The 19,212-nt window shown below is 65.5% G+C and carries 15 protein-coding genes; 13 read left to right on the top strand and 2 right to left on the bottom strand.

Going from position 1 to position 19,212, the window contains the following annotated elements; translation table 11 throughout:
* Complete coding sequence (locus FIU85_RS06050; protein WP_152496231.1) at positions 1-1,107, bottom strand: FAD-binding oxidoreductase; 1,107 nt, start codon at positions 1,105-1,107, stop codon at positions 1-3.
* Between the two features lie 111 nt (positions 1,108-1,218).
* Between FIU85_RS06050 and FIU85_RS06045 the strand changes: the two genes are divergently transcribed.
* From FIU85_RS06045 to FIU85_RS06005, 9 genes are all read left to right on the top strand, one after another.
* Positions 1,219-2,103, top strand: coding sequence for a LysR family transcriptional regulator (locus tag FIU85_RS06045; RefSeq protein WP_152494410.1), 885 nt, complete (start codon positions 1,219-1,221; stop codon positions 2,101-2,103).
* Positions 2,104-2,194: 91 nt separating this feature from the next.
* Positions 2,195-4,249, top strand: coding sequence for a hydantoinase/oxoprolinase family protein (locus tag FIU85_RS06040; RefSeq protein WP_152496230.1), 2,055 nt, complete (start codon positions 2,195-2,197; stop codon positions 4,247-4,249).
* 4 nt (positions 4,250-4,253) lie between these two features.
* The gene (locus FIU85_RS06035; RefSeq protein ID WP_152496229.1) at positions 4,254-6,239 is read left to right on the top strand and encodes a hydantoinase B/oxoprolinase family protein; all 1,986 of its coding nucleotides are present in this window, start codon (positions 4,254-4,256) and stop codon (positions 6,237-6,239) included.
* Positions 6,236-6,559: a (2Fe-2S)-binding protein gene (locus FIU85_RS06030; protein WP_152491634.1), complete on the top strand. Its 324-nt coding sequence runs from the start codon at positions 6,236-6,238 to the stop codon at positions 6,557-6,559. Before FIU85_RS06035 ends, FIU85_RS06030 begins: the two co-directional genes overlap by 4 nt.
* Positions 6,556-7,929, top strand: coding sequence for an NAD(P)/FAD-dependent oxidoreductase (locus FIU85_RS06025; protein ID WP_152496228.1), 1,374 nt, complete (start codon positions 6,556-6,558; stop codon positions 7,927-7,929). The genes FIU85_RS06030 and FIU85_RS06025 overlap by 4 nt, the downstream gene beginning before the upstream one ends.
* A gap of 122 nt (positions 7,930-8,051) precedes the next feature.
* Entirely contained in the window at positions 8,052-9,515 is a 1,464-nt protein-coding gene (locus FIU85_RS06020) for an aldehyde dehydrogenase (RefSeq protein WP_152496227.1), read from the top strand.
* A gap of 23 nt (positions 9,516-9,538) precedes the next feature.
* Complete coding sequence (locus FIU85_RS06015; protein WP_152491636.1) at positions 9,539-10,585, top strand: tartrate dehydrogenase; 1,047 nt, start codon at positions 9,539-9,541, stop codon at positions 10,583-10,585.
* Between the two features lie 3 nt (positions 10,586-10,588).
* The gene (locus FIU85_RS06010) at positions 10,589-12,034 is read left to right on the top strand and encodes an NAD-dependent succinate-semialdehyde dehydrogenase (RefSeq protein ID WP_152496226.1); all 1,446 of its coding nucleotides are present in this window, start codon (positions 10,589-10,591) and stop codon (positions 12,032-12,034) included.
* 398 nt (positions 12,035-12,432) lie between these two features.
* A complete protein-coding gene (locus tag FIU85_RS06005; RefSeq protein WP_152491638.1) occupies positions 12,433-14,376 on the top strand; it encodes a TonB-dependent receptor in 1,944 nt (647 codons plus the stop codon).
* A gap of 674 nt (positions 14,377-15,050) precedes the next feature.
* Here the strand turns inward: FIU85_RS06005 and FIU85_RS06000 are convergent.
* Positions 15,051-15,338 carry a DUF2218 domain-containing protein gene (locus tag FIU85_RS06000; RefSeq protein WP_152496225.1) on the bottom strand — a complete coding sequence of 96 codons (288 nt, stop codon included), beginning with the start codon at positions 15,336-15,338 and terminating at the stop codon, positions 15,051-15,053.
* Positions 15,339-15,463: 125 nt separating this feature from the next.
* Between FIU85_RS06000 and FIU85_RS05995 the strand changes: the two genes are divergently transcribed.
* The 4 genes from FIU85_RS05995 to FIU85_RS05980 are packed head-to-tail and all read left to right on the top strand — an operon-like array spanning position 15,464 to position 18,991.
* Positions 15,464-16,351, top strand: coding sequence for a siderophore ABC transporter substrate-binding protein (locus FIU85_RS05995; protein ID WP_152491640.1), 888 nt, complete (start codon positions 15,464-15,466; stop codon positions 16,349-16,351).
* 3 nt (positions 16,352-16,354) lie between these two features.
* Entirely contained in the window at positions 16,355-17,308 is a 954-nt protein-coding gene (locus tag FIU85_RS05990; protein ID WP_152491641.1) for an ABC transporter permease, read from the top strand.
* On the top strand, positions 17,298-18,242 hold the full coding sequence (locus FIU85_RS05985) for an iron chelate uptake ABC transporter family permease subunit (protein WP_152491642.1): 945 nt from the start codon (positions 17,298-17,300) through the stop codon (positions 18,240-18,242). The genes FIU85_RS05990 and FIU85_RS05985 overlap by 11 nt, the downstream gene beginning before the upstream one ends.
* Positions 18,239-18,991, top strand: coding sequence for an ABC transporter ATP-binding protein (locus FIU85_RS05980; protein WP_152491643.1), 753 nt, complete (start codon positions 18,239-18,241; stop codon positions 18,989-18,991). The genes FIU85_RS05985 and FIU85_RS05980 overlap by 4 nt, the downstream gene beginning before the upstream one ends.
* Positions 18,992-19,212: the final 221 nt, after the last annotated feature.

Raw genomic sequence — 19,212 nt, 5'->3', positions numbered from 1 at the left:
TCATGCCGCGAATCGAGTGATGGAGAAATCTTCCAGCGGTGTCTCGCACTGCCCCGTCGCGATCAGTTCTGCCATGGCCGAGCCGACGCCTGGACCCAGCTGAAACCCGTGCCCGCAGAACCCGAAGGCGTGGAAGAGGCCCGGTGTCGTCCCCGAGGGCCCCATGACGGGCAGAGCGTCGGCCACGTAGCCTTCACAGCCCGACCATTGACGTATGATGGCCACGTCCGCCAGCGCCGGAACCAGCTTGAGGACCGCCGCCACCTGGGCGGGCAGGCGGGCGGGATCGGGTCTTGCATAGCCCGGCTCCTCCGCAACGCGCACGCGGTCGACAGCGCCGCCAAAGACGACGTTGCCGCGTTCGACCTGGCGCAGATAGGCGCCGTGCGCCTGGGACCAGACGCCAACCACGGGCGCGATACGGTGCGGCAGAGGCTCGGTCACCGCCATCTGCGGGCCCCAGGTTTCCAGGGGCACGTCCTCGCCAAAGCGTGCGGCGATGGCGCGGCCCCAAGCGCCGGCACAATTCAGCAGGTGGGCGGCGTGAAACGTGCCCTTGGCGGTCTCGACCGTGAAGCCCGTGCCGGTCCTGCGGATGTCCGAGACCGGGGCTTCGTCGATCACCGACGCGCCCGCCCGTGCCGCCGCGTCCGCGAAGGCCGGGCCGATCAACCGGGGATTTGCGGATCCATCGCGCGGCGAGAACGAGGCCGCGATGGCGTCCGGGCCGATGCCGGGAAACCGGGCGTGCAGTTCCGCCGGGTCGAGTTCGTCAAGGACCAGGCCCTCGGCTTGGGCCGCCTGGGCGTAGCTGCGCATATCCTCCAGGCTGTCGGCGTCGAAAATCAGTCTCAGATGCCCGGTGGGCCGGAACTCCACGTCGCGACCGAGGAGTGTCTCCGCCTCGTTCCAGATCGCCAGCGAGCGGGCGGCCAGGGGCAGTTGCGACAGGTGACGCCCACTGCGCCGGATGTTGCCGAAGGAGGCCACGGTCGCCCCGGCTCCGATCCGGGCGCGCTCGATCAGGTTGACGCGGACTCCGCGACGGGTCAGGAAATAGGCCGAGGCCGTTCCCATAAGACCGCCACCGAGAACGATTGCATCCATGCAGCACTGTCCTTTCGACACAGGAATTTGCGCAATGAGACGCTGCAAGGCCGCTTGTGTCAAAGACCGGATACGTGGCACGCTATAAGTCGCACCTATAGGATATGAATGATGCGCGCACGTCAGCTTGAAGTCTTTACCGCCGTCATGCGGGCCGGAACCGTCACAGGAGCGGCGCGACTGCTCAACATATCTCAGCCCGCGCTGAGCCAGATCCTTATTCACACCGAGGCGCAACTGGGCTTCGACCTTTTCGACCGGGAAAAAGGCCGCTTGCGGCCGACGCCCGAAGCGTTCGAGATTTACCCCGAGGCCGAGCGCCTGTTTGCCGGGCTCGAAGGGTTGCGGCGCAAGACGTCGGATTTGCGACTGGGCCGGGCGGGCCTGGTGCGCATCGCCGCGTCGCCGCCACCGGGAATGTCGCTGCTGCCTCGGGCGCTTCGGGCGTTTCGCGCGGATCACCCCGAGGTGGTGCTGCGGACTCACGTGGCGCCGCTGGCGGCGATGGTGGATCTGCTGCGCACAGGGGATGCGTCGATGGCACTTGCGCTGGATGACGACCTGCCGCCTGATATCACGGTCGAACATATCGGCACGACGCATTTCTGCTGCCTGCTTCCCGAAGATCATGCTCTCGCGGAAGCAGAGGCGCTCGACTACAGCGACCTGAAGGACGAGACGATCATCTCGTATCGCAGCCAGACCCGACCGCATGACGAGCTGGACATGGCGATGCGCAGGCGCGGCGAGACCTTTGCGCCGCAGATCGAAATCGACAGTTCGATCTCGGCGGCGGGGTTCGTGCGCGCCGGGCTGGGCGTGGCGCTGGTCGATGCGCTATTGCCGTGGGCACAGTTTCCCGGCGTCGTGCCGAGACCGCTGAGCGACACGCCGAGCCTGCCCGTGTCGCTCCTGGTGGCGCGCGACAGGAGCCTTTCCCGCGCCGAGGAGGCGATGCGCAAGCTGCTCCACGCGACACCCTTGACCGAGCCATAAGCCATCCTTATGCGCCGCCGCGCGATCAGTCTTGGACGGCGTGCGGCTTATCTGGTCCTGTCATGGCAAATCACGGAAAGGACCAGGCAAGATGGATGGCACTCGCGCCCCGGCGGACTGGAAGGTCGGCGTCGATATTGGCGGCACCTTCATGGATTTCTGCGCGCTGGACACGACCAGCGGACGCATCGCGTCGCTCAAGGTACTGACCACGCCCGATGATCCGGGGGCCGAACTTCTGACTGGCCTCGACCTTCTGGCCGAGCGCGAGGGGCTCGACCCTGCCTGCGTGACGCGGTTCGTGCACGGGACAACGGTGGGCATCAACACCATCCTTCAGCGCAAGGGCGCGACGCTGGCGCTGATCACGAACGAGGGTTTCGAGGACGTCATCGAACTGGCGCGGCTTGCCATGCCCGACATGTACTCGCTGTTCTGTCACAGGGCAGAGCCGCTGGTGCCGCGCGACCGAGTGTTCGGTATTCCGGTAAGACTGCGGGCTGACGGCAGCGAACCACTGGCGCCGACCTCCGAAGCCGTGCGGCAGGCGGTTGAACACGCGCGCGGTGTCGGTGCCGAAGGGATCGTGGTGTCGTTCCTTCACAGCTGGCGCAACGGGGCGCAGGAAACAGCGGTGAAGGGCATGATCGAGGCCGAGGCGCCGGACCTCTTTGTTTTCACCTCATCCGAGGTCTGGCCGGTCATCCGGGAATATGAGCGCAGTTCCACGGCGATCCTGAACGGCTATGTCCACCCGCGGGTATCGGGTTATTTGGCGGCGCTGGAGGAAAGACTGGCGGGGCGCGAGGTGCCGGCGAAGGCGTTGCTGACCAAGTCGAACGGCGGCCTGATGAGCGCCTTCGAGGGGCGACGCGACTGTGTTTCGATGCTCCTGTCGGGCACGGCCTCGGGAGTGATGGGCGCGGCTTGGCTGGCGCGGCAAGCGGGGGCATCGAGAATCCTGACATTGGATATCGGCGGGACGTCGGCGGATTTTGCGCTGATCGTGGACGGAGAGGTCCAGTACGGCTCGGACGAGAAAATTGGCGACTTCCCGCTGCATATCCCGTCGGTCTCGGTCAGTTCCATCGCCATCGGCGGTGGCTCCATCGCCAGTGTCGACCGCCAGGGCGTGCTGCGTGTCGGGCCGGAATCCGCCGGATCGACCCCGGGGCCTGCATGTTATGGGCGCGGCGGCACCGCACCTACCGTGACCGATGCGATGGCCGTCTGCGGCTGGTTGGGGCAGGTTGAAATGGCCTATGGCCAACTGAACATCGACCGCGACCTTGCCCGCGCGGCGGTTGCGCGTCTTGCCGGGCCGGTGGGTCGCAGCGTGGAAGAAACCGCTCAAGCCATCCTCGATATCGCGGTGTCGGAACTGTTCGTCGAGGTCGAGAAGCTGGGCTCTCGGGCCGGGGTGGACCTGCGGGACTTCACGCTGATGCCGTTTGGCGGTGGCGGGCCGATGCTGGGGGCGTTTCTTGCGCGTGAGTTGGGCATGGCGCGGGTGCTGGCGCCACGACGGCCAGGGGTGGTGTCCGCACTGGGTGGCCTCGTGGCAGACATGCGGGGCGATTTCCTGCAGACCGTCTTTACCGGGCTTGATACCGGCGCCGTGCCTCAACTGCGGGCCGCGTTCGAAGCGCTGCGGCGCGACGGGCAGGCCTGGCTCGCGGCGCAAGGTCACGATGGCCCGGCGGAGGTGCGGCTGTCGGCGGACATGCGCTATGCCGGGCAGAGCTATGAGATCGAAACGGCGCTGGAGCCTGACTGGCTGACCGATCCGGCACGCATCGCCGGGGCGTTTCATGAGGCGCACCGCCAGATCTATGATTTCGAGGACCGAAATGGCGCAATCGAGATTGTGAACCTGCGGCTTTCGACCATCGGCATCACGCCCAAGCCCGACATGACCGAAGAGGCTGACACAGGCGCGGCGCCCGCGTTGCCCGCGCGGCACGTACAGGTGCATCTGCACGGCGCCCGCGACATTCCTCTGTTCATGCGGACCGACCTTGTGCCGGGGGCGGCGTTCCACGGTCCGGCCGTGGTCTGCCAGGAGGACACAACTCTGGCGATCCCAGATGGCGCCGCGGCGCATGTCGACCGCCATCTCAATATACACCTTGAATTCGCGGAGTGACCCCATGACCGACAAGATGACCCTTCGGGTTCTGGCAAATCACGCCCGCGCCGCGGCTGAGAACATGGCCTTTACCTTGCACCGCACGGCGCATTCCGCCTTCGTCAAGGAGACGCAGGACTTCACGGTCATGATCATGGACCGCCTGGGCGATACCTTTGCCGTGCCTATGGAACTGGGTGCGACGTGGTATCCCGGACTGACCTACGGGCGGGCCATCGACATGATCGACGATTACCGTCCCGGCGACGTGGCCTTTACCAACGACCCCTATTCCGGGCACGTGGCGACCCACGCACCGGACACGCACCTGTGGAAGCCTGTCTTTTGCGACGGCGAGATCGTGGCCTGGACCGGCGGCCATATCCACAACACAGACATGGGCGGCGCTGTGCCTGCGTCACTGTCGCGGTCGCTGACCGAGATCCACCAGGAAGGGGTACGTTTCCCGCCCATGAAACTGGTGAACGAAGGTGTTTTCGATGCGCAGATCCTGCGGATCATGGAGACAAACGTGCGCAAACCGGGCCTGAATATCGGCGACATCAAAGCGCTGGTGGGCGCGCTCAACACCGGCGAGCGCAAGGTTCATGCGATGCTGGACCGCTTCGGGCGGGACGGATTTCTGACAGGCGTCGCGGCACTCAAGGATCAGGCGGAAGCGCAGGCGCGCGAGATTCTGGAGGCGATCCCCGACGGTGAGTATACATTCGCCGATTACGCCGACGAGGACAGCGATTTCGCCAATCCCTGCCGTCTGAACCTGACCCTGCGCATCCGTGGCGACACCGCGGAGCTGGATTTTACCGGATCGGACCCGCAACTCGGCTCGTCGCTGAACGTGCCGTCGGGTGGCGACCCGCGCCACACGATCCTGATGGTGGGGGTCTACTATGTGCTTTACACCCTCAATCCGCAGCTGTTGCTGAATACCGGCATCACGCGGCCATTCACCTGCATCGCGCCTGAGGGGACCGTGCTGAACCCCGTCGCACCGGCGGCGGTGGGGATGCGGTCGCTGACCTGTGCGCGGCTGCGCTCGGTCATTTTCGGTGCGTTCAGCCAGGCGGTGCCCGAGCGGATGCCCGCCGCGCCCGCGGGCAACAACTGCATCGTCAACGTCATGACCCATGACGAGCGCAGCGGACAGAAGATCATCGCGGCGGTGAACCCCGTGGTGGGCGGCGGCGGCGGGATGCCCGACCGTGACGGCACCAACGGGTCGGGCGCGGACGCCGCCTATCTGCGCAACACGCCGATCGAGATCACCGAGACCGAGGTGCCGGTGGAATTCGTGAAATACGGTCTGGCCCAGGATACCGGCGGGGCAGGGCGCTGGCGCGGCGGGCTGGCCACGGAAATGGCGTTCCGCGTCTTTGCGCCCGACACGCGTATCACGGCGCGCAACCGCGACCGTTCGCGTTTCCGCCCCTGGGGCGTTCTGGGCGGGCGCGCGGCGGGGCTGGCCGAGATGGTGGTCAATCCCGGCACGCCGGAGGCCCGCGGGATGGGCAGCGCCGACACCGCAATCCTGCAGCCGGGCGATGTGCTTTCGCTGCGGTCGGCCGGCGGTGGTGGTCGCGGCGACCCGATGGAGCGCGAAGCCTGGCGTGTCGCACTGGACGTGCGGCGCGGGCATGTATCCGAAGAGGCTGCCCGAAGCGAGTATGGCGTGGTGATCGTCGCCGGAGCGGTGGACGAAGAGGCGACCGCCAGGCTGCGGGCCGAGTCCCGTGCGCATGAAGGACATTTCCATTTCGGACCCGAGCGAGAGGCGTTTGAAGCGCAATGGACGGCCCCGGCCTATGCGCGCCTGACCGATATCCTGATGGCGCTGCCCGTGCATTGGCGCTTTTTCGTCAAGACGGAGATATTCCGCAGGATGGACGGACGCGCAGGCGCCGAAGGTGTCAGTGCCGCGTTCGAAGAGACCTGCGTTCGTTTTCCGGATATCCCGCACTTGCAGGCCACTGTCGAGGCCGCGGAATGAGCCAGGCCGGTCCGACGGAAACAGGGCGCCTGCAACGGGTGGCCGAGGCGGACCGTCCCGTTCTGGCCTTTACGTTCGGAGACCGTACGCTTTTCGGTTTGCAAGGCGACACGGTGCTGACGGCGATCCTGGCGTCGGAGCCCTCGCTGCGGGACGCGGAATTCGGACCGGAACGGCGTGCGGGGTTCTGCCTGATGGGCGCGTGCCAGGATTGCTGGCTCTGGCAAGAGAACGGCCCGCGATTGCGCGCCTGTTCGACATTGCTGCAAGAGGGGATGCGGTTGCACCCGGCCCCGCCCGACCGCTGGCCCGGGCCATGACGCGCGTTCTGATTGTTGGGGCGGGGCCGGCGGGCATCCGCGCGGCGGAAACGCTCGTCGCCGCCGGTCTGTGCCCGGTTGTCGTGGACGAGGGTGCACGCGCCGGAGGCCAGATCTATCGTCGCCCCCCCGAAGGCTTCCTGCGCCCGCCGCGTACCCTGTACGGATCCGAGGCCGGGAAGGCCATGAACTTACACGAGACGTTCGATGCCCTCGTGCGTGACCGGCAGATCGATTATCACCCTCGGTGCAGTGTCCTGGGTCTGCAGGACGGGAGCGCTCAGGTGCTCTCTCCTGACGGTGTCCTGTCGCTGCCGTACGATTGCCTGCTGCTCGCGCCCGGCGCGACCGATCGGCTGGCGCCGGTGCCGGGATGGCAGATGGCCGGCGTCTACACGCTGGGCGCCGCGCAGATAGCGCTGAAGTCCCAGGGCGTGGCGCTCGGACGGCGGATCGTGCTGGCGGGCTCCGGGCCGCTTTTGACGCTGGTGGCCTCGCAGCTGATTGCCGCGGGGGCGACGGTGGCTGCGGTGCTGGACACCGCGCCATGGCGTGCTCAAGTCCGGGGCGGTATCGGTATGGCGCTGGCCCGGCCGGGGGTCACGTTGCGCGGTCTGCGGCTGCGGATCGGGCTGGGCCGGCGATACTCGGCCGGTGTCAACCTGACGGGGATCGAGGGCGATGGGAGCGGCCCTGCCGCGATCACCTGGCGGGACGCAGGCGGTCGGCATCATCGCACGCCCTGCGATACCGTGGCGCTTGGGTGGCACCTGCGCGCCGAGACGGCGCTGGCCGATCTGGCGGGGGCAGAGTTCGCGTGGTCGGATACATGGGCGCAGTGGCTGCCCCGGACGGACATGGCAGGACGGGTCCGGGACGGGCTGTATCTGGCGGGGGACGGGATGTGTCTTTTGGGAGCCGACGGAGCGGAGATCGCCGGGCGGTTGGCCGCGCGCGCCTGCCTTGCCGATCTGGGGCATCCCGTGGACACGGGGGAGCAGGATGGCGATATTCGAAGGATGCGGCGCATGGCCCGTTTCGCCAAGGCGGTCGCCGCCGCGTTTCCCTGGCCTGCGGAGATGGTCCGGGCCGTGCCGGACGGAGCGGTCCTTTGCCGCTGCGAAGGCATCACCGCGGGCGAGCTGCGCCGGAGCCTGAGCCTGTCCGGAAAGGAGGCGAACCGGGCCAAGTCGCTCAGCCGTGTCGGCATGGGGCGCTGCCAGGGTCGGTACTGCCAGATTGCGGGGGCCGAGGTGATGGCGGCGCAGGCGGGGTGCGATCCGGCCTCCGTGAGCCGTCTGCGATCACAGCCGCCGGCGCGTCCAGCGCCGCTTGGCCTGTTGGCCGCACGCGCCGACGCGCGCGAATGAGCGACACAATCTTCTGCGTCCCATGATGGCGTTGGCGGCGAAAAATGCCGCCATCCGAACGCTTTCGGCAAGTGTTGCCAATCCGATCACGTCAGACTGTGGACAACCAACGAGAGGTGACCATGACACTTGCCTTCGATCCTGCGGAGCTGACGCTGCCCCGCGGGCATTACATCGGTGGACGCTATGTGCCCGCCCGCGGCCAAATCACAGTGACGGCCCCGTCGAACGGTGCCACGCTGAGCGCAGTGCCCCAAGCGGACATGGCGGTGGTGGACCGCGCGGTCGAGGCCGCGCGCACCGCTCTGCGCACGTCCGGCTGGGGGCGTGCGGCCCCGCGCGAACGGTTGCGCGCGCTGCATCGGTGGGCCGACCTGATGGAAGAGGAGGCCCCCGTACTGGCCCGGCTGGAAGCGGTCTGTTCAAGCCGCCCCGTGTCCGACACGGTGGCCGGGGACATCCCCGTGACCGCCGAGCAGATCCGGTTCTTCGCCGAGTTCGCCGACAAGGAATGCGACACGCTGGCGCCCACGGCAGAGGGAAGCCTGGGTATGATTACCTCGGAGCCGCATGGCGTGGTGGGCGCCATCACGCCGTGGAATTTCCCGATCTCGATGGCGGGATGGAAACTGGGACCGGCGCTTGCAGCCGGCAACGCAGTGGTTCTCAAACCGTCCGAGATGACGCCCTGGTCCGCGCTTTACATGGCCGAGCTTTCAGTGCGTGCCGGTCTGCCCGAAGGGCTGGTCAACGTGGTTCTCGGGGACGGTCCCGAAACCGGCGGGGCGATCACGGGGCATCCCGGGATCGACAAGATCTCCTTTACCGGGTCTACCCGCGCCGGTGCCGCGATCATGGAAAACGTCGCACGCTGCGGCATCAAGCCAATGACGCTGGAGCTGGGCGGCAAGAGCCCGATGATCGTTTTCGAGGATGCCGATCTCGACCTTGCGACAGAGTGCCTGGAGCGTGGCATATTGCCCAACGCGGGCCAGTTCTGCGTGGCAGGGTCGCGGATGATCGTGGCCCGCAGCATCGCCGACGAGCTGGCCGGGCGCCTGACCGAAAGGTTCAACCGGCATGAGCCCGCAGCCACCTGGGACGCACAATCCGGGTTTTGCCCGATCATCTCGGAGGCGCAGCTTGGCCGTATCGACAGCCTTGTACGCGCCTCCTGCGAGCACGGGGCCGAGCCGCTGTGCGGTGCTGCGCGGTTCGATCGTGAGGGCAGCTATTACCGGCCGACGCTGCTGGCGGGGCCGTCGCCGGACAATCCGGCCGTCACCGAAGAAATCTTCGGTCCCGTCGCCACCTTCCAGACGTTCGAGACCGAGGAAGAAGCCATCGCCATGGCGGCGCATCCGACATACGGTCTGTGTTCCGGCATCTTCACCCGCGACCTGGCCCGCGCGCTGCGCGTTGCGGGCCGCATCGAGGCGGGGACGGTCTGGATCAACCGCTATGGCCGATCGCGCGACCACATCCTGCCCACCGGCGGCTGGAAGGCCAGCGGGTTGGGCAAGGACCTTGGTCGCGAAGCCTATACCGCCAACCGCCGCACGAAATCCGTGCTGGCGACTATCTGAATGAGTAAGACAAAGGAATTTCCATGAGCGAGCACCAGATTGCCTTGATCCCCGGCGACGGGATCGGAGTTGACGTGACGGAGGCGACCATGAAGGTGATGCACGCCGTCGCCGAGGTGGAGAATTTCACGCTTCGCACCGGGACCTTCCCATGGTCCTGCGCCTATTACCACGAGACGGGCGCGATGATGCCGGAGGACGGGATCGAGACCCTGCGCGGCTTCGACGCGATCTTTCTGGGGGCGGTCGGCTGGCCCGAGACGGTGCCGGACGCGGTTTCACTGCACGGTCTGCTGCTTCCGATCCGCAAGGCGTTCGATCAATATGCCAATATCCGCCCGCATCGTCTGTTGCCGGGCGTGGAAGGCCCGTTGAAATCCGACGCCTTCGATATCCTGTGCATCCGCGAGAACACCGAAGGCGAATATGCGGGGGCGGGCGGGCGCGTGCACCCGGGGCGCGACAACGAGGTGGCCGTGCAGACCTCGGTCTTCACGCGGCAGGGGGTGGAGCGCATCCTGCGCTTTGGCTTCGAGCAGGCGCAAGCACGGCGCGGGCACCTGACCTCGGTCACGAAGTCGAACGCTCAGCAGTATTCCATGGTTTTCTGGGATGACATGACGCGTGCGGTTGCGGCCGATTATCCCGATGTCACGGTAAGCCATGTGCATATCGACGCAATGGCGGCCAAGATGGTGATGAACCCCGAGGATCTCGACGTGATCGTGGCGTCCAACCTGTTCGGCGACATCCTGACGGACTTGGGCGCGGCCATTCAGGGCGGGCTTGGGTTTGCCGCGTCGGCCAATATCTGTCCTGACCGGACCGCGCCTTCGATGTTCGAGCCGGTGCACGGCTCGGCCCCGGATATCGCGGGCAAGGGGATTGCAAACCCTATTGCGGCCATCTGGTCGGGGGCGATGATGCTGCGCCATCTGGGCGAAGACGGTGCCGCCGATCGGGTGGAAGAGGCCATATCCGCGACGACGGCTCAGGGCATCGGCATACGCCCCGGCAGCCACGGTACGGACGATATCACCAATGCGGTGATTGCCGCGATGAAAGGTTGAACGATGAAGCTATCCGACCCCGATCTTTTTCGCCAAGCCGCGCTGATCGACGGTGAGTGGATTGCGCGTCCTGACATGGAGGTTACCAACCCCGCGACCGGCGCGGTCATGGGCACCATGCCCGACACGACGGCCGACGAGACTGAGCGCGCCATTCAGGCCGCCGAGGCGGCGATGCGGGATTGGCGGGCGCGAACCCATGCCGCGCGTGCCGATATCCTGATGCGGTGGCACGACCTGGTGCTGGAGCATACCGAGGATCTGGCGCAAATCCTGACCGCCGAGCAGGGAAAGACGCTGGCCGAGTCGCGGGGAGAGGTTGCCTATGGCGCATCGTTCATCCGCTGGTTCTCCGAAGAAGCCCGTCGCATTGACGGGTCAATCATCCCGTCGCCGGTACAGGGCAAGAAGATCCTCGCAATGAAGGAGCCGGTGGGTGTCTGCGCGATCATAACGCCCTGGAACTTCCCCATCGCCATGATCACCCGCAAGGTCGCGCCCGGTCTGGCTGCGGGGTGCAGCATGGTGGTCAAACCGTCTGATTTCACGCCTTACTCGGCCCTCGCGCTGGCCGTTCTGGCAGAGCGGGCCGGTCTGCCGAAGGGGGTGGTGAATGTTCTGACCGGGCGGCCCGAGGTCATTGGCAAGACGCTGACATCATCGCCGGTGGTGCGGAAACTGTCCTTTACCGGCTCGACGCGCGTGGGCGCTCTTTTGGCCGAGCAATGCGCCCCCACGCTCAAGAAGCTCTCGCTGGAGTTGGGTGGCAACGCACCTTTCATCGTGTTCGACGACGCCGATCTCGACGCGGCGGTCGAAGGGGCGATGCTGTCGAAATTCCGCAATGGCGGGCAGACCTGCGTTTGCGCGAACCGTATTCTGGTGCAGGCCGGGATACACGACTCATTCGTGGCGGCGCTGTCAGAGCGGGTGAACGCGCTCAAGGTCGGGCCGGGGGATGCGGAAGGCAGCGACATCGGGCCGATGATCAACCAGGCCGCGATCCAGAAGATCACCGCCCATGTCGAGGACGCCCTGTCGAAGGGCGCGCGGCGCAGTACCGAAGTGCGCGAACTGGCAACGCAATATGCCGATCCGATGGTGCTGACCGATGCCACGCCCGACATGCAGCTTGCCGGGGAAGAGACCTTTGGCCCCGTGGCGCCGGTCTTCAGGTTCGAGACTGAAGACGAGGCGCTGGCGCTTGCCAACGGGACACCCTTCGGATTGGCGGCCTACTTCTACACGCGCGATCTGGCCCGCGCGTTCCGGGTGGGCGAGGCGCTGGAATTCGGCATCGTCGCGCTAAATACCGGCGTGGTCAGTCATGCCGAAAGCCCGTTCGGCGGGGTCAAGGCATCGGGGCTTGGCCGCGAAGGGGCGCGGGAAGGCATCGAGGAATATCTCGAGACCAAGGCGTTTCACGTGGGCGGACTTTCGGTGTCCTGAGGGACCGGCCGGGCGTCGGGCGCAGGACGCCCGCCGCACCGCCCGCCGTCAACGCCCAAGGGATGAACGGTTCTCGGCGCGAACTGTCAAGGTTCGCATATTGCGTCGGGAGAGGCAGAGTTGGTCGCGTTGAAATCGATCAATCACTAGGCGCGGGTCAATCAACCGAATGCACTCTGCTCAAGGGCTTGGCATTCGCTCGACGATCTTAATGGTCGTCATCTCCGTGCAGAGTGAAAGCACGTTCTCGGAACGACACAGGATAGCTGCGCATTCCTTCAGCGTGCTGGGCCGCGTGCCGTTCTGAATTGCAATCCGCACCTGCCTGTGAAATGGACCACCCTTAGGCAGCCAGTCATCCGCTACCCAGAAAAATCAAATCTACTGGGGAATGGATTATGCGCACTGTCACGCCGTATGCGTCGGCTATCTTCATCATCGGAACCGGGAGCGCGTTTGCGCAAGCGCCCGAACCGTTCGTTCTGGGCACGATCTATATCGGTTCGGATGCCACCACCTCCATCGGGATCGACAACGAGGACCTGACGCGCACGACGCCGAAGGATCTGCAGGAGGTCTTCAAGTCCGAGCCGTCGGTGTCGGTGGGTAGTTCGTTGCCGATATCGCAGAAAATCTATGTAAACGGAGTCGAGGAGAACAACCTGAACGTCACAATCGATGGCGCGCGGCAGAACAACCGAATCTTTCACCACAGCGCCACGACCTATATCGACCCAGAACTGCTGAAGGCGGTGCGGGTCGACCCCGGCGTGGCGCCGGCAGATGCGGGACCCGGAGCGATGGCCGGCGCGATCGCGTTCGAGACGAAGGACGTGGGCGACCTGTTGGAAGAGGGACGCACGTTCGGCGGGCGGTTCATCACCGAGTATCAGAGCAATGGTGATGTCTTTACCAACAGCCTGGCGCTCTTTGGCGTGTCCGGGCGGTTCGAGTATCTGGCCTTCGGGAAGTATGCCGATGGCGGTCTGCGCGAGGACGGCTCCGGCGTGGATATTACCGGCTCGGGCACGGGGCTGACCAGCGGGTTGGCCAAGGTGGCGTTCAACGCCGACAACGGCGGGCGGCTGGAACTGGGGTACGAGATCGTGCGCGACGATGCGCAGCGTCCCCTGCGGGCGGATTTCGCGGGCTTGCGCGGCGTTCTGGACACGAGGACCTATACGCTGGAGCGCCAGAACCTGGTGTTGTCCTATGAGTTCGGGAACACCACGGCGATGTGGAATCCGTCGGTGCAGATCGCCTACAATTCGACCGACCTTTACACCGGGCCGATGCCGGGCGCCACGGACGCCTATGCGGGCAAGACCACGAGTTTCACGGGCAAGATCCAGAACGAGTTCCAGGTGGCGAATGGCACCGTGAATGCGGGTCTCGATTTTTACAGCGACGTGGCGGATATCAACGGCGAGGGCACGGCGGTATTCTTTGCCGAGGAGAAGGCCACGAATATCGGCCTCTTCGTGCAGGCCGAGCTGGACCTGACGGATCGGTTCCGCCTGTCGACAGGCGCGCGATACGATTTCCAAGAGTTCGAGGGCGTCGACGGCACGACCTATGACAATGACGGGCTGTCGGCGAACATCGCCGGGGATTTCGACGTGACCGACGCGATCACGGTCAGTGCCGGGGCCTCGCGCGTGTGGGGCGGTATCGCATTGGCGGAAAGCTTCCTGTTCGACACCGCCTGGACCTATCCGGCGTCGATCGAGCCGGTGACCTCGGAGAATTATTACCTCGGGGCCAATTACCGGGTGGGCAACTGGGACTTCAACGCCAAGCTGTTCAAGACCGATATCGACAACGCGCGGACCCTGCTGGACCCCACGACAGGCCTGTTCAACGGCGGGCCGGGGCAGGTTTCGGACCTCGACACCGAGGGGTACGAGATCGGCGCGGCCTATACATGGTCGAGCGGGTTCGCCCGCATCGCCTATGCCGATATCGACACCAAGATCAACGGAGGTCCTGCCGACAGCTACACCGGGCGTTACCTGACCACGCCCCTGGGGGACAACCTTGTGTTCGAGGTGGCCAACACGTGGGATCGGCTGGGTCTGACGTTGGGTGCGGATGCGCAGATCGTGTTCGACAAGTCGGCGGCGGGCGCGCCCGGGGGCGAGATCGACGGGTTCGAAGTGGTCAACGCCTTTGCCGAGTACACGCCGCGCCGGATGGAGAACCTGACCGTGCGGGCGGAGATCGACAACATCTTCGACGAGACCTATACCGAGCGGGCGACCTACGGTCAGGAATTCGCGACGGTGACGCCGCTGCGGGAGCCGGGCCGGTCCTTCAACCTGCGGGCCACGCTGCGGTTCTGAGCATGGGCCTGCCCGTGTGGGCGGGGGTCCGTGCAAGGCGTGTTGATTATCGCGACCGTAAGGGTCGCGGTCATCAAAGGGCGAAAGTCCGTTGTGAGCCCGTTGCCAGACAAAGGCGTCAAGCACCTAGCCGGTGAACAGCCGCGAAGCGGCCCGGCCATCGTCAGCCCCTCCCTTGGGCTGGCGATTTGGCTGAGGCTGGGCGCAATCATCATACTGAGGATGTCTTTGGCAGGCATAAAGTGCGTCAGAATTCCCGTCGGATCGCCATCCCAGGGGCTGACGCTCGCCTCCGTCGTGAACGGCAGCAAGACCTGCATCTCGGCCATTCACTTTCATCGCAGCGAATGTACGGTGCGAACCCATATTTGCCATAGTAACAAAGCGCTGGCGCGGAACAAGGGCGAAGCCCGCCGCGTATCGCCGGGCCGCTCCGTCTCGCCAGAGGCGTGCCGACTATAGTTGGCGCACCTTTGGTGCGACGGCACGGCGATTTGGCAGGTGACGTGCCACGCTCTCAGGTTGGATGTGCCTGGCAGGCATAAACTGCCCATCACCATCGTCGGTTCGCCGCACCACGGCCCGTCGATGCGCGTCTCCTCACCGTGGCAAAATAACGTCCGCTTCGTTCCGCTGAGCGGACAGCCGTTGGGGGGCGCGGCGCAGCACCAGGGTCACGCTGCGGTCCATTCCATGCCTGCGATCTTTTCGCGGTGGGCGAAGGTCACGAGGTGGCTGTCTATGACGCCCTTGGCGGCGGGCACGTTTTCGTCCTTGTCAACTTCGAAGCAGATCGTGAGGCCCTGAGGGTCGGCCTCCATGATCGCGCGGCCGAAGACGAAATCGGCACGGCCGTGGTTGCCGTCCCAGGTGGCGTCGATCTTGTGGGCGAAATGCTTGCAGAGCTGGGTGAGGTATTTGGCGCCGTGCTCGGTTTCGATGCGTCCGATGAGGGTTGGCATGGCTGGCTCCTTTTCGTGAAGTGTTGGGCGTAGACTCTTCTTTTCGCTGCGGTTAAGCACAGCGCGACCGCGCCTGCAAAGCCAGACTTCCCAGCCATGCAGGTTTTTCAAGACAGAGGGAAGACATGCTTCGAAAATTCGCTTTTGCGCTTTGCCTTACGGCAGGGCCGGTTGGTGCTCAGGATGTGACCGTCGAGACGTTTCGCGGCGCTGTGGCCGTTGCGCAGACCCCTGAGACAGTCGCCGTATACGACATGGCCGCGCTCGATACGCTGGAGGCGCTGGGTGTCGAGGTGGATGGTACGATTTCCAATGTTTACCTGGACTACCTGGAAGACGCGGCGGAGGGCGCGGCGCGGATCGGCACCCTGTTCGAGCCGGATATGGAGGCGCTTTACGCGTTGCAGCCGGACCTGATTGTGGCCGGGGGGCGCAGCCATGACAAGGTGCCCGATCTTGCCAAGATCGCGCCGACGATCGACATGACGATCCATGTGGAGACGCTGGCGACGGGGCTGAAGCGGCTGGAGGCCTACGGCGCGATTTTCGGCAGGCAGGACGAGGCGGCGGCATTGGCTGACAAGTTGACCCGCAAGCAGGCCGAAGTAACCGAGGCCGCCGCTGGCGCGGGCCGGACGCTGATCGTGATGACGAACGGGCCGAAGGTTTCGGCCTACGGCCCGTCCGGGCGGTTCGGCTGGCTGCACACGGCCTTCGGGCTGGAGGTGGCCGCCGAAGAGGTGGCGGGCTCGGACCATGGCGAGGCGATCAGTTTCGAATTCATCCGTCAGGTCGATCCCGACGTGATCCTGGTGATCGACCGCAGCGCCGCGATCGGCGACGTGGAGACGGCGACATCGACGCTGGACAACGTGCTGGTGCGCGAGACGAAAGCGTGGCGCAACGGCAAGGTCATCACCCTCGATAGTGCGCCGATCTACATCGCGGCGGGCGGGGTTCAGGCGCTCAATCTCACCATGGACCAGTTGCTGGCCGCATTTTCCGGAAGCTGAACTGTGGGGAAGATCGTCCTCGGGGTGGTGGCGCTGCTGGCGCTGTCGGTCGTGTCGCTTTTCATCGGCGTGATCGACTTGCGCCCGGCTGCGCTGTTGCAGGACCCCGCGGCGCTGCAGCTGATCGCGGTGAGCCGCGCGCCGCGCCTGTTTGCGGTTTTGATCACCGGGGCGTCGCTGGCGGTGGCGGGGACGGTCCTGCAGATGCTGGTGCGCAACCGTTTCGTCGAGCCGATGACGGTGGGCAGCGGTGAAGGCGCGGCGCTGGGCATCCTGTTGGTCACGCTTTATGCGCCGGCGGCATCGCTTTTTGCAAAGATCGCGATGGCGTCGGCGACGGCGTTCGCCTCGACCGCCGGTTTCCTGGCCATTGCCCGGCGGCTGCCGCCGACGCAGCCCTACATGGTCGCCCTCGTGGGGCTGGTCTATGGCGGGGTGATCGGGGCGGCTGTGACCTTCGTGGCCTACCAGAACGACCTGTTGCAGATGATCGGCGTCTGGGTGACCGGAGAGTTCTCGGCCGTGTTGCAGGGCCGCTACGAGACGTTGTGGCTGGCCGCCGTCGCGGCGGTGCTGTGCTTCGTGGCCGCCGACCAGTTTTCGATCCTGGGGTTGGGGCACGCGGCCAGCATCAACCTTGGGCTCAATTACCGGCAGGTGATGCTGTTCGGGCTTCTGGCCGTGTCGCTGGTCTGCGCGCTGACCGTTGTGAGCGTGGGGATCATTCCTTTCGTGGGTCTGATCGTGCCCAACATCGTATCGCGCATGATGGGCGACAACCTGCGCCGCACGCTGCCGGTGATCGCGATGATGGGCGCGGGGCTGGTTTTGGCGGCGGATATCGTGGCCCGCGTGCTGCGCTATCCGTTCGAGATGCCCTCGGCCACGGTGCTGGGGGTGGTGGGCGCGGTTGTGTTCATCTGGCTGCTTTACCGTCCGGCGCGCCATGCACCGTAGGCGTCTGATCGTTCTTGCGGTGCTGTTCGTGGCGTCGGCGGTGGCCTACATGACGATCGGCGCGCGCGGCAACTGGGGCTTCGTGCTGGAGTTTCGCGGCGCGAAGCTGGCGGCGCTGTGCCTTGTGGCGGTGGCGCTGTCGACCTCGACGGTTCTGTTTCAGACGATCACGCAGAACCGCATCCTGACGCCGTCGATCATGGGGTTCGACGAACTGTTCGTGCTGATCGTGGCGATGGGCGTCTTCGTTTTCGGGATGACCGATTACCTTCTCGTAACCTCGTGGGTGCAGTTCGTGGTGTCGCTGGTGCTGATGACCGGGGCGTCGATGCTGCTGTTCGGGACGCTGTTGTTGCAGGAGCGCCCCGACCTGATGCGGATGATCCTGACCGGGCTGGTGCTGACCGTGCTGTTCCGATCTCTGCGCACGCTGTTGGTGCGGATGCTGGACCCCAACGAGTTCAGCGTGGTGCAAGTGTCGTCCTATGCCCGGTTCCACCAGATCGAGACCGGGCTGCTGGCCATCGCGGCGGTGACCATCGGCGCGGCGTTGGTCGGCGCATGGGCCATGCGGCACCGGCTGGACGTGCTGTCGCTGGGGCGCGAGGCGGCGATAAATCTGGGCGAGGACGTACGGCGCGGCACGTTGCAGGTGCTGTTCCTGATCGGCGTGCTGGTGTCGGTAGCGACCGCGCTGGTCGGGCCGACGGCGTTCCTGGGGCTGCTGGTGGTCAGCATCGCCCATGCGGTGACGCCTACGGGGCGACATGCCGTGCTGCTGGTTTCGGCCGCGCTGATTTCGGCAACGACGCTGGTCGGGGGACAGGCCCTTCTGGAGCGTGTGTTCGGGCTGGTGACACCGCTGACCGTGGTAATCGACCTTGCGGGCGGCGTGCTGTTCCTAGTGCTGGTGATGAAAGGATTGAAGCGATGATTTCCGTGACGGGCGTGAGCCACGACCTGGGCGGCACCATGGTGCTGCACGATATCGAGCTGGAAATCCCTAAGGGCAAGGTGACCGCGCTGATCGGTCCGAACGGGGCGGGCAAGAGCACGCTTCTGTCGCTGATCGCGCGGCTGGCGCGGCATCGCACGGGGCGGATCATGGTGGACGAGCTGGAGGTGGGCGTCTGCGCGTCGAACGCGCTGGCGCGGCGGCTGGCGATCCTGCCGCAAAGTTCCGAAATCGCGCCGCGCCTGACCATCGCGGAACTGGTCGCCTTCGGGCGTTATCCGCACCATCTGGGGCGGCCGGGCAAGCACGACCGCGAAAAGGTGGCCGAGGCGCTGACCCTGTTCGACCTGGACCCGCTGGCACAGCGGACGCTGGACACGGTGTCGGGCGGGCAGCGGCAGCGGGCACTTCTGGCGATGATCTTTGCGCAGGACACCGACTACATGCTGCTCGACGAGCCGCTGAACAATCTCGATATCGCGGCGTCACGGTCGCTCATGGCGCTGTTGCAGAGGCTGGCGCAGGAGCACAGGCGCACAGTGGTAATCGTGTTGCATGACATCAACTATGCCTGCGCCTATGCCGATCATATCGTGACCATGAAAGGCGGGCAAATCGGCCCGCAGGGGGATGCCGAAACACTGGTGGACGGCAGGCTGATGCAGGACATTTTCGGAACCGACGCAGTGGTGCACAGGATCGGCGGGCGGACCTTCGTGGCGGTATGAACAAGCCCGTCCGGATTCCTGGCGTCTTCCCGCTTAGGATTCGGAGGCTAAGGTCGCCAAGCTTGAGCGGAGCGTCTCAGCCGTTGCCTTGGGGCGGCATGCCGCAACGCGGGCCGTTCATGCCGCTGGCCTGCCGCCTGTTTCGCAAAGCATAGACTGTGATGTTCCGATCTTCGGCGAAGCACCGAGCGGGGCCCCGAAACCTGACGAACGGTCTTCGG

It is taken from the genome of Roseovarius sp. THAF8 (genome assembly GCF_009363735.1).
In the GTDB taxonomy this organism is placed as follows: domain Bacteria; phylum Pseudomonadota; class Alphaproteobacteria; order Rhodobacterales; family Rhodobacteraceae; genus Roseovarius.
This window is presented reverse-complemented; position numbering and strand designations above follow the sequence as displayed.

Excerpts from the sequence above, each read along its gene's own strand:
- FIU85_RS06035 (WP_152496229.1), top strand. The coding sequence starts at position 4,254 with ATGACCGACAAGATGACCCTTCGGGTTCTGGCAAATCACGCCCGCGCC.
- FIU85_RS06045 (WP_152494410.1), top strand. The coding sequence starts at position 1,219 with ATGCGCGCACGTCAGCTTGAAGTCTTTACCGCCGTCATGCGGGCCGGA.
- FIU85_RS06020 (WP_152496227.1), top strand. The coding sequence starts at position 8,052 with ATGACACTTGCCTTCGATCCTGCGGAGCTGACGCTGCCCCGCGGGCAT.
- FIU85_RS05980 (WP_152491643.1), top strand. The coding sequence starts at position 18,239 with ATGATTTCCGTGACGGGCGTGAGCCACGACCTGGGCGGCACCATGGTG.
- FIU85_RS05995 (WP_152491640.1), top strand. The coding sequence starts at position 15,464 with ATGCTTCGAAAATTCGCTTTTGCGCTTTGCCTTACGGCAGGGCCGGTT.
- FIU85_RS06010 (WP_152496226.1), top strand. The coding sequence starts at position 10,589 with ATGAAGCTATCCGACCCCGATCTTTTTCGCCAAGCCGCGCTGATCGAC.
- FIU85_RS06025 (WP_152496228.1), top strand. The coding sequence starts at position 6,556 with ATGACGCGCGTTCTGATTGTTGGGGCGGGGCCGGCGGGCATCCGCGCG.
- FIU85_RS05985 (WP_152491642.1), top strand. The coding sequence starts at position 17,298 with ATGCACCGTAGGCGTCTGATCGTTCTTGCGGTGCTGTTCGTGGCGTCG.
- FIU85_RS06005 (WP_152491638.1), top strand. The coding sequence starts at position 12,433 with ATGCGCACTGTCACGCCGTATGCGTCGGCTATCTTCATCATCGGAACC.
- FIU85_RS06040 (WP_152496230.1), top strand. The coding sequence starts at position 2,195 with ATGGATGGCACTCGCGCCCCGGCGGACTGGAAGGTCGGCGTCGATATT.
- FIU85_RS06000 (WP_152496225.1), bottom strand. The coding sequence starts at position 15,338 with ATGCCAACCCTCATCGGACGCATCGAAACCGAGCACGGCGCCAAATAC.
- FIU85_RS06050 (WP_152496231.1), bottom strand. The coding sequence starts at position 1,107 with ATGGATGCAATCGTTCTCGGTGGCGGTCTTATGGGAACGGCCTCGGCC.
- FIU85_RS06015 (WP_152491636.1), top strand. The coding sequence starts at position 9,539 with ATGAGCGAGCACCAGATTGCCTTGATCCCCGGCGACGGGATCGGAGTT.
- FIU85_RS06030 (WP_152491634.1), top strand. The coding sequence starts at position 6,236 with ATGAGCCAGGCCGGTCCGACGGAAACAGGGCGCCTGCAACGGGTGGCC.